The organism is Frankia sp. CpI1-P, assembly GCF_001421075.1.
Taxonomy (GTDB): Bacteria; Actinomycetota; Actinomycetes; order Frankiales; family Frankiaceae; genus Frankia; species Frankia torreyi.
This window is the reverse complement of the sequence record NZ_LJJX01000005.1, coordinates 210,199-225,506: the sequence shown is the minus strand read 5'-3', so window position 1 is coordinate 225,506 and position 15,308 is coordinate 210,199. Positions and strand designations below refer to the sequence as shown.

The following is a 15,308-nucleotide window of genomic DNA, read 5'->3' as shown; positions in this document are numbered from 1 at the left end:
CGTCGACACGGTCCGTTCCCGGGAGCCGTTGCGCTGCGTGGTCCGGGCTGCCGACCGTTCGTAACGGGCCGCGCCGACGTGCGCGTCGGCTTCCGCGTCCACGAGCGCCTGCAGACCGAACCGCAGCAGCTCCCGCATCACCTGACCAGCATCGGTATGCCGCAGCAGCTCCAGCAGACCGGATAGGGCAGAATCATCCAAGGCCATCGCGTGTGTCCTCTCCGTGGAACTTTGGTCGGTTCACACAGAGCTACACGCGGTGGCCGTCTTTGTCCCGGAGCGACACACCCCACCCCGGACGATCAACCAGCCGATCCCGATCTACACCACGCGGTGGGACTCACCCCACGGACGGCACGTCGGGGTTCTGCGGCAGCGCGGGGACCACACGATGTTCACCTTCACCGAGGAGTATCTGAACGACGAGTCCCGTCCCGTCCTCGGTCTGCGATTCGAGGAGGATCTTCGCGGTCGGTATTCGGCTGCACTGCGCCTACCACGGTGGTTCTCGAACCTGCTGCCTGAGGGGCCGCTACGCGAGTGGATCGCGGCGGACCGGGATGTCGCGCTCGACCGGGAGATGGAACTGCTCGCCCAGGTCGGGCATGATCTCCCCGGCGCCGTCCAGGTTCTCCCGATGGCGGTCGCCGCGGAGGCCTTGGAGTGGCCTGCTGAGCGCCTGGACAGATCGATCGGAGCCTCTTCCGAGGCCACAGCGTCGCCGTGGCGATTCTCGCTGGCTGGGGTTGCGCTGAAGTTCTCGATGCTGGCCGCTGGTGATCGTCTTACCGCTCCCGCCCTGGGTGAGCACGGTGACTGGTTGGTCAAGTTTCCTGATCAGCGGTTCGGCGAGGTCCCGCTGAACGAGTTCGTGATGATGTCGCTCGCGGCCGAGGTGGGGCTCGACGTACCCGAGGTCCGGCTCGTCCACCGGGACGAGNTTCAAGGCCTGCCGTCCCGGATGTGGCTGAACTCCGAGGAATGGGCGTACGCGGTCCGTCGTTTCGACCGGCGCGGCGAAGGGAATCGGACAGCGATTCACATTGAGGACTTCGCCCAGGTCCGAGACAAGTATCCGGACGCGAAGTACGAGGGGACGTTCGAGACGGTGGCGGCGCTGGCCTACCGCGGCCGCGATCTGCTGGCACTGCAAGAATTTGGTCGCCGGCTGGCCTTGAACGTGCTGATCGGTAACGGGGACGCNCACCTGAAAAACTGGTCGCTGATCTACCTCGACGAACGCCGACCGACTCTCTCACCGGCCTACGATCTGGTCTCGACCGTCGTGTATGGCAGGCAGGGCGGGCACCTCGACGATCTCGGTCTCAAACTTGGGGGCAGCAAGCGGTTCGACTCTGTCCGACTCTCCTCTTTCGCGCGGCTCGAAGCGCGGCTCGATCGCCGTTTCGGGGTGACCGGGGCGGATCTGCGCGCAGTCGCGTCCGAGGTATGCGAGAAGCTCCCGGCGGCGTGGGAGCGCCACCGGGGCGCCTTCGCCCGCAGTACCGGGCTCGGCGCTGACATCGGGGAATGGATCAGCCGGATGCGAACGGCGCTGACCTCGGCGCGGTAGCCGCTGGAGTCAGCGGGGCGGGGTGGCGATGCCGGGTGGGGCGAAGCGTTCGCCGGTGACGGCCTCGCTGATGCCGGTGCGGTCCAGGTAGGGGGTGATCCCGCCGAGGTGGAACGGCCAGCCGGCGCCGAGGATCATGCACAGGTCGATGTCGGCGGCCTCGGCGACGACCTTCTCCGCGAGCATGAGGTGGATCTCCTCGGCGAGCGCCCGCAGGGCGGCCTCGCGCACCTCGGCGGCCGTGGGCGGCTGCGCCCCCGTGGCCGAACGCGGCGCCCCTGTGGCCGAACGCAGCGCCGCGGCGGCCTCGGGGTCGACGATCTGGGCGCCGTCCGGGCCGGTGGTGTAGACCGAGCCCCGGCCCGCCTCGACCAGCCGGGCGAGGCTCGTCGGCGCCCGGAACCGGTCCGGGAAGGTGGCGTGCAGGTTCTGCGCGACGTGCAGCGCCACCGCCGGGCCGACCAGCGACAGCAGGACGAGCGGCGACATCGGCAGCCCCAGGGGATCCAGGGCGTGGTCGACCTGTTCGATCGGCGTGCCCTGCTCCGCGGCGCCGAGCACCTCGCCGAGGAAGCGGGTAAGCAGCCGGTTCACGACGAACGCCGGCGCGTCCGCGACGAGCACGGCGTCCTTCTTCAGGGTCCGGGCGACCGCCAGGGTCGTGGCGACCGTCGCGTCGTCGGTGCGGGCGGCGCGGACCACCTCGACGAGCGGCAGCACGGACACCGGGTTGAAGAAGTGCAGGCCGGCGACCCGTTCGGGATGCTCCAGCCGCGCCGCCATCTCGGTGACCGACAGCGCCGAGGTGTTCGTCAGCAGCACCGTGGTGGGCGCCACGACGGCCTCCAGCTCGGCGAACACCGCCTGCTTGACCGCCAGGTCCTCGAAGACCGCCTCGATGACCAGGTCGGCATCGGCGAAGGCGTCCACGGTGCGCGAGCCGGTCACGTTCGCCTTGTAGCGGTTGGCCTGGTCGGGGGAGATCCGGTGGCGCAGCAGCAGGTTGTCGATCTCCCGGTGGACGTTCGCGACCCCGGCGTCGAGGCGGTCGGCGTCGATGTCGGTGAGCACCACCGGCACCTCCAGCCGGTGCGCGAACACGAGCGCGAGCTGGGCGGCCATCAGCCCGGCACCGACGACCCCGACCTTGGTGACCGGGCGGGCCAGCGCCGGATCCGGGCCGCCGGCCGGCCGCTTCNCCCGCTTCTGGACCAGGTCGAAGGCATACAGCCCGGCGGCGAGTTCGCCGCTGACCGACAGATCGGCCAGCGCCTGCGTCTCGGCGGCGAAGCCACTGTCGCGATCGGCGGTCTCGGCGAGCGCGATCAGATCGAGGGCCCGGTAGGCGGCCGGCGCGGCGCCGTGCAGCCTGGCGTCGGCGAGCGCCCGGCCGCGGGCGACGGCCTCGGCCCAGGCGTCGCCCCGCTGCACCGGGCGACGCTCGGCAACCGGGTCGATCTCCCCGCGCAGCACCCGGCCCACCCAGGCCAGCGCCTCCTCCAGGAAGTCGGCCGGCGCCAGCAGCACGTCCCCGATGCCCAGCTCGAACGCGGTGGACCCACGCAGGGTGCGGTTCTGGCTGAGCGCGTTGTCGACGATGACGGACACCGCCCGGTCGGCGCCGATCAGGTTCGGCAGCAACTGGGTGCCGCCCCAGGCCGGCACCAGGCCGAGGAACACCTCCGGGAAGGCNAGCGCGGGAATCCCGGTGGACAGCGCCCGGTAGTCGCAGTGCAGCGCCAGCTCCAGGCCGCCGCCCAGCGCCGCCCCGTTGACCAGCGCGAAGGTGGGTACCTTGCGCCCGGACTCGAGGTTGCGCCCGCCGAGGCGACCGGAGCCGAGCCGGGCGAAGGCGTCGTGCCCGAGCCGGCCGAGCGCGTCCAGCGACGGGCGCAGCCGGTCCGCCTCGGTGATCGACGACCGGAAGCCCAGGTCCGCCCCGACGCTGAAGATGAACGGCTTGCCGGTCACGGCGATCGCGGCGACCGGGGGGTCGTGCGCCTCGATCTCGTCGACGGCGGCGAGCAGCCGGCGCAGCCCGGCCGGGCCGAAGGTGCTCGGCCGGGTGTGATCGTGGCCGTTGTCGAGGGTGACGAGGGCGACCGGGCCGGCCACCCCGGGCAGCGTCACGTACCGGACGTGCGCGGCCGTGACGACCTCGTCCGGGTAGTCCAGGGTCACCTCGTCGATCGTCATGCCGCCCTCTCCTGGGACTGGGTTCTCGCGCGGGGCCCGGTCAGCTCGTCGCCGTGGTCGCGGCGCTGTGGTGGGGGTTCTCCCAGATCGTGGTGGCCCCCATGCCGAGGCCCACGCACATCGCCGTCATGCCGTAGCGCACCTCGGGATGTTCGGCGAACTGCCGGGCGAGCTGGGTCATCAGCCGCACCCCGCTGGAGGCCAGCGGATGGCCCAGCGCGATCGCCCCGCCGTACTGGTTGACCCGGGGATCGTCGTCGGCGATGCCGAAATGGTCGAGGAAGGCCAGGACCTGCACGGCGAACGCCTCGTTCAGCTCGAACAACCCGATGTCGTCGATCGTCAGGCCGGTGCGGGCGAGCGCCTTCTCCGTCGACGGGATGGGGCCGATGCCCATCACCTGCGGCGCGACCCCGGCGAACCCGTAGCCAACCAGCGTCATCCGCGCCGGCAGGCCCAGCTCGGCGGCCACCTCCGCGGCCGCGAGCAGGCACCCGGTGGCGCCGTCGTTGATCCCGGCGGAGTTGCCCGCCGTGACCCGGCCGTGCGGCCGGAACGGGGTGCGCAGTCCCGCCAGCCCGTCGAGGGTCGTCGTCGGGCGCGGCGGCTCGTCGGCGGTGACCAGCTCCCAGCCGCTGTCGGCGTGGCGGGCGGCCATCGGGACCAGGTCGGGCTGGATCTGGCCGTTCGCGTAGGCCTTGGCGACCTTCTCCTGGGAGGCCAGGGCGTAGGCGTCCGCCCGCTCCCGGGTGATCGCCGGGAACCGGTCGTGCACGTTCTCCGCCGTCGAACCCATGACCAGCGCGGACGGGTCGACCAGCCGCTCGGCGACGAACCGCGGGTTGAGGTCGGCGCCCTCGCCCATCGGATGGCGGCCCATGTGCTCCACCCCGCCGGCGACGGCGACGTCGTAGGCGCCCACGGCGATCGACGACGCCGTCGTGGTCACCGCGGTCACGGCTCCGGCGCACATCCGGTCGACGGCGTAGCCGGGCACCGATTCCGGCAGTCCCGCCAGCACGCCCGCGATCCGGCCGATCGTCAGGCCCTGGTCGCCGATCTGGGTGGTGGCCGCGACCGCCACCTCGTCGATGCGCTCGGGCGGCAGGGACGGGTTGCGGCGCAGCAGCTCCCGGATCACCCGGACGATCAGGTCGTCGGCCCGGGTCTCGGCGTACACGCCCTTGGCCTTGCCGAACGGCGTGCGCACGCCGTCGACGAAGACCACGTCGCGGACCGAACCGCGGGCTGAACCGAACACGGTGGCCTCCCCACCGGCGGCTCGCGGCCGCCGGCACCTCGCCGTGGGACACCGACTGCCCGCGCCGACCCGACGGGACCGCGCGGGCGGTCAGCACCGGCGCGGACATCGCCGGCACCGGCTAGCCTACGGCAGCGGTTACCGGCCGGTAGGACACTCGTCCCGTCTGCCCTTGGTGTCGCGCTGAGCTGGTTACCGGTCGTGGGCGGGGGCGGTCGGGGCCCCACTCGTCGGGCCGGAGGCCGGGCCCGACGCTGCGGACGGCTTTGCCGCGCTGCCGCCCGACGCGGCCGGGTCGGTGGAGCCGCCGCCGGCCGGAGCCGCGCCGACCGAGGAGGCGCCACCGCCGTCCGACGACGTCGCGCCGACCGGAGAACCGGCGGTGGCCCGCCCGGCCGCCCCGCGCACCGACCGGCCGGCGCCGGCGCGCCCACCGCGGGAGCGGGTGCGATCCGCCCCGCCGGCCCCGCCGCCGCGGCCCGCCCGCCGTCCGCCGGCGCGCTCGGGCGCGGGCGGGGCGGCGTCGTCGGCGTCGTCGGCGGGGTCGGGTTCCGGGTCGACGAGCGCGGAGCTCAGGGCCGCCCGGGTCAGCTCCCGCTGCCAGGCGCGGGCGCCGCTGGCGCGCAGCGTCTCCTCCACCGCCGACTCGGTCAGCGGATCGGGCGGGGACCAGGCGATCCGTCGGGACAGCGCGGGTTCCAGCAGGTTCTCCACCGGCATGGTGTGCGTGGCGGCGAGAGCGGACAGCTTCGCCCGCACCCGGGCCAGCCGGGCGGCGGCCACCGGATCGCGCTCGGCCCACCGGTTCGGCGGGGGCAGGCCGTCGCCGCTGGGGCCGGCCGGCGCCGGCAGTTCGTCGTCGGGCAGCGCTGCGGCGCTGCGCAGCGCATCCAACCAGGTACTCGCGGTCCGCCGGATCCGTGGACCCGAGAAGATGGGCAGGCGGATCAGCGCCGCGGTGTCGGCGGGGGCGTTGAGGACCGCGTCCATGATGGCGCTGTCGGGCAGGACCCGGCCGGGGGCGACGTCGCGGGTCCGGGCCATCCGGTCCCGGGCGGTCCACATGGCCCGCACCGCCGCGAGCTGGCGGCGGGACCGCGCCCGGTGGATGCCGCTGGTCCGCCGCCACGGTTCGGCGCGGGGTTCCCGGGGCGGCGCCGCGACGATCGCGGCGAACTCCTGCCGGGCGAACTCGATCTTGTTCTGCTCGATGAGTTCGGCCTCGAGCGCGTCGCGCAGCTCGACCAGCAGCTCGACGTCGAGCGCCGCGTAGCGCAGCCAGGGCTCGGGTAGCGGCCGGGTCGACCAGTCCGCCGCCGAGTGGCCCTTCTCCAAGCCGTATCCGAGCACCCGCTCGACCATCATGCCGAGGCCGACTCGCTCGTAGCCCAGCAGCCGGCCGGCGAGCTCGGTGTCGAACAGCAGGGCCGGCCGCAGCCCGAGCTCGGCCAGACAGGGCAGATCCTGGCTGGCGGCGTGCAACACCCATTCGGCGTCGCCCACCGCCTCCTGGATGACGGTGAGGTCACCCAGCGGGACCGGGTCGATCAGCAGTGAACCGGCCCCCCGGCGGCGGATCTGGACCAGGTAGGCGCGCTGGCTGTAGCGGTACCCGGACGCCCGCTCGGCATCGAAGGCGACCGGGCCCGTCCCGGCCGCGAGCCGTTCGGCTGCGGCGGTGAGCGCTGCGGCGTCGACGATGACGGGTGGGACGCCGTCCACAGGAGCGAGCAGCGGGATGGGCTCACGGGCGCTGGTGCTGGGCTCTCCCTCCACCTTTGCGCTTACACCCCCGCTGACCTGCTGTGTTGGTTCAGGAACCGTCGACGTCACGATCGGCGATCGTACGTCTGAATCCTCGCGGAGGCAGCCGCGCTGTTCAGCGAATCACGCTGATTATACGCATCGTGACACCATCGCCGGGTAAGGTGGCCGGCTCCCGATCCGAACGGGGTACCGCAAATCCCCTGGATGTGGTCCCACGGCGGGGCCGCGGCCGGCGGATTCAGCTCCGGCGCTGGGGCAGCGACACGACGCCGGACAGTGCCGGTGGTAGGCCGGCCATGGCGGCCAGGAGGTCACCGAAGGCCAGCACGTGGGCCGCCGCCCCGTCGGGACTCCAGGCGGGTCGCGTCGGCTCCGGGCCGGTCGGGCTCGCGGCGCCCATGTCGGCACCGAGCGCGGTCTCGGCCCAGTCGGGCGACCAGGAGCAGCGCAGTTCGACATCGAAGCTGTCCCCTTCCGCCCGCAGCAGACCGAATCGCCGCGACGAGGTCGTCGTCACCGCGCCGCCGAGCGCACGGACCTGCGCGCCGTGCGCGTCGAGAGACTCTCGCAACCACGACCAGGCCACGTCGGCCAGCAGGGGATCGGTGGCGATCTCCGGGTCGACGCTCGCCCGGGCGTAGCAGACGATGCGGGCGCTGCCCTGCCAGGCCGGCTGTCCTTCCGGATCCATCAGGACGATCAGTCGGCCGGCGGCGAGGTCGGCGGCGTCGCCGGTCAGGCCGCCGGCGAGCGCGAAGGCGTAGGGCGCGAGCCGGGTCGGGGCCGCGACCTCGTGCATGCTGATCTCCGGGCGCAGCCGCGCCATTCCGTCGCGCAGGGCGTCGGTGCTGGCGAGGAAGATCGGCGGGCTGGCCTCGTACGACTGCGCCGCCCCCATGACGGCAACGTTAGGGCGTCGACCTTGATCGCGCTGGGTGGACGCCGGAGCGTATGGCTTCGACCCCGTTGCGTGCGGACGGGCGCCGATGAGGCGATGGCTGGAACGGTGTGCCGTGTCCCGCAGGACCGGAACCTCCCGGGGCCCGGGGGCCGCCTCCGTCGCGGCTGGCTCGCCGTAGCTTCCGGGGGGACGGCCCGCAGCGGCGCCGTAATCGGGACGCGCGGCGGGATTGTGCAGGCTCACGCCGGGATCCGGGCGGCGGCGCGTTCGCGGCCGCGATGGTCCCGCGCCCCGGCGCCGGTCTCCCGGCCCGCTCGCGGGTGCGCCGCCGACCTGGCCACCGGGGGGACCTCCCCCCCGGGCTGGACCGGCCCCACGAGCACCGCCGCACCGCACTCGGTGCAGGCCCACTCCGGACAGTCCGCCCCGTGCCCGTCGGCGCACGGCGGCTGCTCGAACGGCCGCTCCTCGCCGCATTCTGCGCAGGTCAGAACGATGTGATCGTCGGAGCCCACCCGGACCAGTTCCACTCGAACACCACTCCCCGCGCACGGCTGCTGCGTGTTGCGTCCCCTCGGGTGCGATGGGCGCCTGCACCACGGATCCTGCGCCCCCGCGACTGCCGGCCGAGGGGGAACGCGGACGACGCGCACCCTCTGCCCTCATTCCGACCGGACTNACGGTGCCATGGGACGGACAGATGACCGCGCATTCTCTCCGGCGTGTCGCGTGCGCCCGTCTCGATGCGGTGTGGGTGGGAGATCCCCTGTCGCGGGACTCGCCCCGCTTGGGTGCGGAGCGCAGGTGCGGCGGGGTGCGGGTGCACGCGGAGGTGCGGGTGCACGCGGCGGTGCGGGTGCGCGCGAGGTGAGTCTGGGGCGTTGAGCGGGGCGTCAGTTCCGGCGGGCGGCGGCCTGGGAGACCGGCCGCGTGCCCGGACCGGCTGGCGTGGTCTCGTGGCCCGGAGCGCCGGCGTCGCCCCGCAACCAGTGCCGCTCCACGAAGAACGGGGCCACCGGCAGCACGGAGGCGATCAGGGCCAGCACGGTGCGCCGGCGGGGCCAGCGCCCGGCGAAGGCCAGGTAGCCGATGAGCGCGCAGTAGGCGAGGAAGAGTGTGCCGTGGATCGGGCCGAGGATCTTCACTCCCTGGGGATGGTCGGCGCCGTACTTGATCCCCGTGGCGATGAGCAGCAGGAGGAACGACGTCGCCTCGGCGAACGAGACGGCGCGGGCCGCGGTCAGGACGCGGGATCCGCCGTGCGGGGCCTGATCGATCATCTCAAGTCCTCAATCGTCGTGGCTGTCGGACGTCGGTGGTGGCCGTCGGAGGTTCGCGGTGGCCGTCGGAGGCTCGTGTGGCGGTCGGAGGTTCGTGTGGCGGTCGGAGGTTCGTACAGCCCGGCCGGACCGCCCGGCCGGACCGGTGTGCCGCCCGGACACGCCGGCCGCTCACCTGGGCGGACAGCGGATTTCGTCACATCCCAGCGGCCTGCGGTCGGCCCGGTCGGCCCGGCCGGTCGGGCTGGTCCGGACCGGCGGGCACCGGCTGGACCAGCAACTTCTTCTACTGAAAGTAGAAGATAGCTGACGCCGGAGGACCTGATCAGCCCGGACCGTGACCACGCCGACGCCGGTCATCACCCGCCCGTGCCGATCGGAGTGACCCCGGTCGCACCGGCACAGGTGCGGCGGGCATGCAACGATCGAGGCATGTCTGTCGTCCACATCGACGCCGGCCCCGGGTCCGGGTCGGCCAGCGTCCAGACCGCGCCGAGCGGCGTCGCGGTCGCCTCGGCGCGGGTCGCGCCCTCGCGGGACGGCGACACCCTCCATCGTCCCGGCCGGCCCGCCGCGTCGACCGGCCTCCCGCCCGCCGACGCCGCCTTCCGTGCCGGTGCCGCCGCCGCCCGTTCCGCCGCCGCTCGCCGGCCCGGCCTCGCCACCACCGCCCCGTTCCTGCGGGCCTGCCGGCGGGACCAGCCCGAGACCACCCCCGTCTGGTTCATGCGCCAGGCCGGTCGCGTCCTGCCCGAGTATCGGGCTCTGCGCGCCGACGTCCCGATGCTCGACTCGTGCCGCGACCCCGCGATGATCACCGAGATCACCCTGCAGCCGGTGCGCCGCTTCCGGCCGGATGCGGCGATCTTCTTCTCCGACATCGTCGTGCCGCTGGTGGCGATCGGTCTGAACATCGACATCGTCGCCGGGGTGGGGCCGGTCGTCGCGGAGCCGGTGCGCGACGCCGCCGGGCTCGCGGCGCTGCGCGCGCTGGAACCGGACGACGTCCCCTACGTCACGCAGGCGGTCCGCAGCCTGCTCGGCGAGCTCGGCGGCACCCCGCTGATCGGGTTCGCGGGCGCGCCGTTCACTCTGGCCAGCTACCTCGTCGAGGGCGGCCCGAGTCGCAACCACCTGCGCACCAAGGCGATGATGTACGGGGAGCCAAAGCTCTGGCACGACCTGCTCGACCGGCTGGCCACCATCACCACGGCCTTCCTGCGGGTCCAGGTCGACGCCGGCGTCGACGCGGTGCAGCTGTTCGACTCCTGGGCCGGTGCGCTCAGCGAGGACGACTACCGGCGCTACGTCGCGCCGCACAGCGCGCGGGTGCTGGACGCCTTCGCCGAGGAGGTGCCGCGCATCCACTTCGGTGTCAACACCGGCGAGCTGCTCACCGCCATGGGCCAGGCGGGCGCCGACGTCGTCGGGGTCGACTGGCGGGTTCCCCTCGACGAGGCTGCGCGCCGGATCGGGCCGGGCCGGGCCGTGCAGGGCAACCTCGACCCGGCGGCGGTGTTCGCGCCCGAGCCCGTGCTCGCCGCCAAGGTCGGCGACGTCCTCGCCCGCGGTGCCAAGGCGGAGGGGCACGTGTTCAACCTCGGCCACGGCGTCCTGCCGGAGACCGATCCGGGAGTGCTCGCGCACATCGTCGACCTCGTCCACGCCGGGTGAACCGGCCGGCGACCGACGGCCGGTTACCGATCCACCACCATCGGGGCCCGGTCCACCACCACAGCGTGATCCGCCGCCGGGGCGCGGCCCACCTCCGGGCGGGCGCGACGCGATGGTGAATCCTGGTTGGACGGCACCACTCATCGTGAAGGGCGGCAGGAACGTGCGGGTTGTCATCGTCGGTGGGGGAGTCGCCGGGCTTGCCGCGGCCCATGCCCTGTCCGGCCACGCCGAGGTGACCGTCCTGGAGGCGGGAGAGCGCGTCGGCGGCAAGCTGCGCACGACCCCGATCGAGGGGATGGACGTCGAGGAGGGCGCCGAGTCGTTCCTCGCCCGCGTCCCCGACGGGCTGCGGCTGGCCAGGCAGATCGGCCTCGGCCACGACATCGTGCATCCGGCGACGACCTCGGCGTCGCTGTGGATCCGGGGCCGGCTGCGGCCGATCCCGCCGAACACCATGCTCGGCGTGCCGACCGACGCGTTCGGCCTGGTCCGCTCCGGGGTGCTGTCCCCCTGGGGGCTGCTGCGGGCCGCCGCCGACCTGGCCCTGCCGCGCACCCGCTTCCCCGACGACCCGACCGTGGGTGGCTTCGTCGGCGCCCGGGTCGGGCGCGAGGTCGTCGACCTGCTGGTCGACCCGCTGCTCGGCGGGGTGTACGCCGGGCGGGCCGACGCGCTGTCGCTGCGGGCCACCGTGCCGCAGCTCGTCCCGATCCTGACCGAGGACCGGTCGCTGCTGCTCGGCGCCCACCGGGTGCGGGCCCGCACCGCCCCGGCCGCCTCCGCGTCGACGACGCCGCTGTTCGCCAGCCTGCGCGGCGGCCTGGGGTCGTTCGCGACGCGGCTGGCCGAACGGTCCGGCGCGACCGTGCGCACCGGCGTGCTGGTGCGCGCCGTGGAACGCGCCGCCGGCGGCTGGCGGATCGTCTGCGACCGGGTCGGCGGTGGGGAGACGCCCGAGCCGCTGACGGCCGACGCGGTGATCCTCGCCGTGCCCGCCGGGGCAGCGCGGACGCTGCTGAGCCCGCTGGCCCCGCACGCGGCGGCCCCGCTCGCCGGCGTCCCCTACGCCTCGGTCGGTCTGGTCACACTGGTCTACCGGGACATCACCCCGCCGCCGGGCAGTGGCTTCCTGGTGCCGGCGCGGGCGGGTACGTCGGTGAAGGCGGCCACCTTCCTGACCACGAAATGGCCGCACGTCCGCGCCGGCCGGTTCACGGTGGTCCGGGCCAGCATCGGCCGCGCCGGGGCCGAGCACGACCTGCAGCGCGGCGACACCGAGCTCGCCGGCGTGGCCGCAGCGGAGATCGCCCAGATCACGGGGCTGACGGCGCGCCCCATCGCGACCAGGGTGAGCCGGTGGGGCGGCGCGCTGCCGCAGTACCTCCCTGGCCATCTGAACCGGATCGCCAGCGTGCGCCGGGCGCTGCCCGCGGGCCTCGCGCTCGCCGGCGCCGGCTACGACGGCGTCGGCATCCCGGCCTGCATCCGCTCCGGGGAGGCCGCCGCCGCCGCGGTGCTGCGCGCCGCCCGGACGGCCCAGGGCAGTCCGGCCGATCCGGTGGGTCCGGCCGATCCGGTGGGTCCGGTGGGTCCGCTGGGTCCGGGAGTCTGAGGAACGACCCGGCCGACCGGTCCGGTCGGTGCGGGGTGATGGAGGAGACGGGTATGCCGGAGTCCACGAAGTCCGTTCAGGAGCTCAACGCCGAGCTCCTCTACACCGGGTGGTCGGTCTTCGCCGCCGACCGCCCGCTGCCCGCCGATCGGACCCCTCTGATCGACGAGGCCGACGCCCTGCTCGAGGGGGCCCTGGCGAAGGACGTCTACACCCGCGGAACGTACGAGATCTCGGGCTACCGGGCCGACGCGGACCTGATGGTCTGGTGGACCAGCCCGGATCCCGACCTGCTGCAGGAGACCTACCAGCGGTTCCGCCAGACGGCGCTGGGCGGCCACCTGCGGCCCGTGTGGTCGGCGGTGGGGCTGCACCGCCCCGCGGAGTTCAACCGCAACCACATCCCGGCGTTCGTCCGCCGGGAGGACCCGCGCGGGTACATCTGCGTCTATCCGTTCAACCGGTCCCTGGAGTGGTATCTGCTGCCGGACTACGAGCGGCGCGGGCTGCTCGCCGAGCACGGGATCATGGGCCGCGAGTTCGAGGACGTCCGGGCCAACACGGTCGCCGCGTTCGGCCTGGGCGACTATGAGTGGCTGCTCGCGTTCGAGGCCGACGAGCTGCACCGCATCGTCGACTGCATCCGCCATCTGCGCGGAAGCGCCACCCGCCGGCACACCCGGCTGGAGACCCCGTTCTACAGCGGCGCCCGCAAGTCCCTCGCTGACATCGTCGCCGCCCTGCCCTGACCGGTAGCGGGCGCGCTGTGTCGCTCGCACGGCTCCGCTGCATGGTCGCGCGCCGCACGGCCCCCGGTGCGGAGGCTCGGCACAGAGCCGCGCCGCATGGCCCCGCCGGCATGGCCCCGCCGCACGGTCACGCGGCTGGTCGCGCCGCATGGCCCCGTGGCTGAGCCCGGTCGCGCGGCCTGCCGCCTACCTGGCCCGCGGCGCGCCCTGCCGCCTACCTGGCCCGCGGCGCGCGCCGCCAGCCGGCCGACACTCGCAGCCGGCGCCTGCCTGGGCGCCCCCACCCGTCCGGCAGGCGCCGGCCGTCCCGTTTCCGTGCCCTCCAGCGTCGCGCAGGCGCGAGNCGGATCGCACAGTTCCCACCCCGACGGCGCCCGTACGGGCCGGGCAGCCGACGGCTCTCCGGCCGAAGCCGAAGAGCCATAACGCACAGTAGCAGTCTAGCCGCTTCCTGTATACGCAGCGTGCGGCCGGCGCGTGCTGTCCGGAATATCGGTATCCACCATTGAACGCGGGAATTTCGCTACGGCGGGTTACCGGCGATCGACGTCATCTCTGCTACCTTGAGTCGCCACAAACGGACGGATGACGCCGCCGCAACGGTCGGCGGTCACGGCCCCGCCCCGCACCTGCTCCGCGGGCCCCTGGCAGATCGGCTGAGGAGAGCCGGTAACGTTGCTCGTGACCAGGAGTGCCGGCCGTGTCGGTGGCCGACGGTCCGGTTCGTTCCGGTGTGCACCCCGGCGCAACGCCGGGCAGTGCGCGAACAGCCGGCCCGCCGTCCGTGGTGGCCCACAGTCAGTGGCGGGGGAAGATCGCTGGAGGTCCGGTCGATGCATCACCGATGGTTGAGCTCTCGGCCGTCCAAGCGAGGCATACCGCGAACCGCGACAGGATGGGGTCGACCCGAACCACACCCGAGATCCGACGCGCTGTGGCGACCACGGAACGGTCGACGATCGGCGCAGTGCGGGGCATCTTCATGACCGCCACCATCCGACCCGGACGGACGACTCGTACAATTCGGGCGATCCGTATATTTCGGTCAATTGTCGCGATAGAGGCGACGGCGTGGCGCTCCCGCGGACCACGTCCTTGTGGCGGACCGGCTGGGCGGCGTCGTCCCGCGGGTCACGCTCCTGGGGAGGGGCACGCGTGACGGAGACGATGTCGGGGGACGCCCGCGCCTCCGCCGGGTCGAACTTCGTCTCGCGATCCCGGCCCGGCGCGGCGCCCTACCCGCCGCAGACCCGGCCCGGGGCCGCCGGACCGTCGAGCCCCTCCGGACCGACCCCGGGCGGGCAGCCCGGCTGGACCGGGACCGGTGGCCGCCACAGCGTCGCTCGCGCACACTCGGTCGCGGCGCTCGAGAACGTGGCCTACCGGGCGCAGGTCAGCTGGGAGCGCCGCTACGTGCGGCTGCTGATCCTGTTCGACGCGGCGGCCTGCGTGGTCGCCGCCGGGCTGGCGTTCTTCGTGCGGTTCGGCGACCTCGTCGACTTCGAGACCAAGCCGGTGTCGATCAAGCCGTACATCCTGATGACGGTGCTGCTGCCGCTGGCGTGGGTGCTCGCCATGTCGCTGAACCGGGCCTACGAGACCCGGTTCCTCGGCGGCGGGTCGGAGGAGTTCCGCCNGGTGGTCAACGCCGCGGCCAGGTTCACGGCCGCGCTCGCCATCATCTCGTATGCGACCAAGGCCGAGATCGCCCGCAGCTACGTCCTCATCGCGTTCCCCGCGGCGACCCTGCTGTCGGTGGCCGGCCGGGTCATCGGGCGCGGCATCCTGCACCGGATGCGCCGCGCCGGGCGCTGCCTGCACCGGGTCCTCGTGGTCGGGGCCGGCGAGTCCGCCGCCACCCTGGTCCGCCTCGCCCAGCGCGACCCGACCTCCGGCTGGTCCGTGGTCGGCGTCGTGCTCGACCGCTCGCCGGGCCGACACAGCCACGACCGGCCGGAGCGCAGCGGGTTCGACCTGCTCGGGGTGCCGATCGTGGGCACCTCGGAGACTTTGCACACCGCCATCACCGCCACCCATGCCACCACCGTCGCGATCTGCCCACAGATGGACGGCGAGACCTTGCGCCGGGTGCTGTGGACGCTCGAGGGCAGCGACGTCGACGTGCTGGTCTCCTCGGCGCTGACCGACGTGACCGGCCCGCGGATCTCGATCCGCCCGGTGGCCGGGCTGCCCCTGCTGCACATCGAGGAGCCGGAGCTCAGCGGGACCCGCCGGGTCATGAAGGGCGTGTTCGACCGCTGCGTCGCGGGCACGGTGATCCTGCTGTTCCTG

At 73.7% G+C, this 15,308-nt stretch carries 11 protein-coding genes and 6 pseudogenes; 8 read left to right on the top strand and 9 right to left on the bottom strand.

Annotation, left to right across the window (positions count from 1 at the left end; translation table 11 throughout):
* Positions 1–207: transposase (locus FF86_RS05620; RefSeq protein ID WP_199865671.1), on the bottom strand; the 207-nt coding region annotated here is incomplete at its 3' end.
* A gap of 184 nt (positions 208–391) precedes the next feature.
* Here FF86_RS05620 and FF86_RS41105 point away from each other — a divergent pair.
* From FF86_RS41105 to FF86_RS41095, 3 genes and pseudogenes are all read left to right on the top strand, one after another.
* Positions 392–940 (top strand): annotated as a pseudogene (locus FF86_RS41105) (type II toxin-antitoxin system HipA family toxin); the annotation flags it as partial.
* A gap of 1 nt (position 941) precedes the next feature.
* A pseudogene (locus tag FF86_RS41100) lies at positions 942–1,203 on the top strand (HipA domain-containing protein); the annotation flags it as partial.
* 1 nt (position 1,204) lies between these two features.
* The coding region (locus tag FF86_RS41095; protein WP_242418233.1) for a HipA domain-containing protein at positions 1,205–1,573 on the top strand (369 nt) is incomplete at its 5' end.
* Between the two features lie 9 nt (positions 1,574–1,582).
* Here the strand turns inward: FF86_RS41095 and FF86_RS41090 are convergent.
* The 8 genes and pseudogenes from FF86_RS41090 to FF86_RS05585 all read right to left on the bottom strand — a co-directional run.
* Positions 1,583–2,771: pseudogene (locus FF86_RS41090) on the bottom strand (3-hydroxyacyl-CoA dehydrogenase family protein); the annotation flags it as partial.
* Between the two features lies 1 nt (position 2,772).
* Positions 2,773–3,265: pseudogene (locus FF86_RS41085) on the bottom strand (3-hydroxyacyl-CoA dehydrogenase); the annotation flags it as partial.
* Position 3,266: 1 nt separating this feature from the next.
* The coding region (locus FF86_RS41080; RefSeq protein ID WP_242418232.1) for an enoyl-CoA hydratase/isomerase family protein at positions 3,267–3,769 on the bottom strand (503 nt) is incomplete at its 3' end.
* Between the two features lie 40 nt (positions 3,770–3,809).
* Entirely contained in the window at positions 3,810–5,030 is a 1,221-nt protein-coding gene (locus tag FF86_RS05605) for an acetyl-CoA C-acyltransferase (protein WP_044883535.1), read from the bottom strand.
* A gap of 192 nt (positions 5,031–5,222) precedes the next feature.
* Positions 5,223–6,806 carry a ribonuclease D gene (locus FF86_RS05600; protein ID WP_044883536.1) on the bottom strand — a complete coding sequence of 528 codons (1,584 nt, stop codon included), beginning with the start codon at positions 6,804–6,806 and terminating at the stop codon, positions 5,223–5,225.
* Between the two features lie 229 nt (positions 6,807–7,035).
* Positions 7,036–7,695 carry a DUF3000 domain-containing protein gene (locus tag FF86_RS05595; protein ID WP_044883537.1) on the bottom strand — a complete coding sequence of 220 codons (660 nt, stop codon included), beginning with the start codon at positions 7,693–7,695 and terminating at the stop codon, positions 7,036–7,038.
* Between the two features lie 242 nt (positions 7,696–7,937).
* Positions 7,938–8,228 carry a hypothetical protein gene (locus tag FF86_RS05590; RefSeq protein WP_044883538.1) on the bottom strand — a complete coding sequence of 97 codons (291 nt, stop codon included), beginning with the start codon at positions 8,226–8,228 and terminating at the stop codon, positions 7,938–7,940.
* A 363-nt stretch (positions 8,229–8,591) separates the two neighbouring features.
* Positions 8,592–8,978: a DUF3817 domain-containing protein gene (locus tag FF86_RS05585; RefSeq protein ID WP_044883539.1), complete on the bottom strand. Its 387-nt coding sequence runs from the start codon at positions 8,976–8,978 to the stop codon at positions 8,592–8,594.
* Positions 8,979–9,410: 432 nt separating this feature from the next.
* Between FF86_RS05585 and hemE the strand changes: the two genes are divergently transcribed.
* The 5 genes and pseudogenes from hemE to FF86_RS41070 form a co-directional block, all read left to right on the top strand.
* Positions 9,411–10,652, top strand: a complete 1,242-nt coding sequence (gene hemE, locus FF86_RS05580; RefSeq protein WP_044883540.1) for a uroporphyrinogen decarboxylase — start codon at positions 9,411–9,413, stop codon at positions 10,650–10,652.
* A gap of 163 nt (positions 10,653–10,815) precedes the next feature.
* Complete coding sequence (hemG, locus tag FF86_RS05575) at positions 10,816–12,267, top strand: protoporphyrinogen oxidase (protein WP_044883665.1); 1,452 nt, start codon at positions 10,816–10,818, stop codon at positions 12,265–12,267.
* 53 nt (positions 12,268–12,320) lie between these two features.
* Positions 12,321–13,016, top strand: a complete 696-nt coding sequence (gene hemQ, locus FF86_RS05570) for a hydrogen peroxide-dependent heme synthase (protein WP_044883666.1) — start codon at positions 12,321–12,323, stop codon at positions 13,014–13,016.
* A 1,167-nt stretch (positions 13,017–14,183) separates the two neighbouring features.
* Positions 14,184–14,652 (top strand): annotated as a pseudogene (locus FF86_RS41075) (sugar transferase); the annotation flags it as partial.
* Between the two features lies 1 nt (position 14,653).
* Positions 14,654–15,308: pseudogene (locus FF86_RS41070) on the top strand (nucleoside-diphosphate sugar epimerase/dehydratase); the annotation flags it as partial.

Bases quoted from the DNA above. Each gene is read 5' to 3' on its own strand.
- FF86_RS05595 (WP_044883537.1), bottom strand. From the start codon at position 7,695: ATGGGGGCGGCGCAGTCGTACGAGGCCAGCCCGCCGATCTTCCTCGCC.
- FF86_RS05585 (WP_044883539.1), bottom strand. From the start codon at position 8,978: ATGATCGATCAGGCCCCGCACGGCGGATCCCGCGTCCTGACCGCGGCC.
- hemE (WP_044883540.1), top strand. From the start codon at position 9,411: ATGTCTGTCGTCCACATCGACGCCGGCCCCGGGTCCGGGTCGGCCAGC.
- hemQ (WP_044883666.1), top strand. From the start codon at position 12,321: ATGCCGGAGTCCACGAAGTCCGTTCAGGAGCTCAACGCCGAGCTCCTC.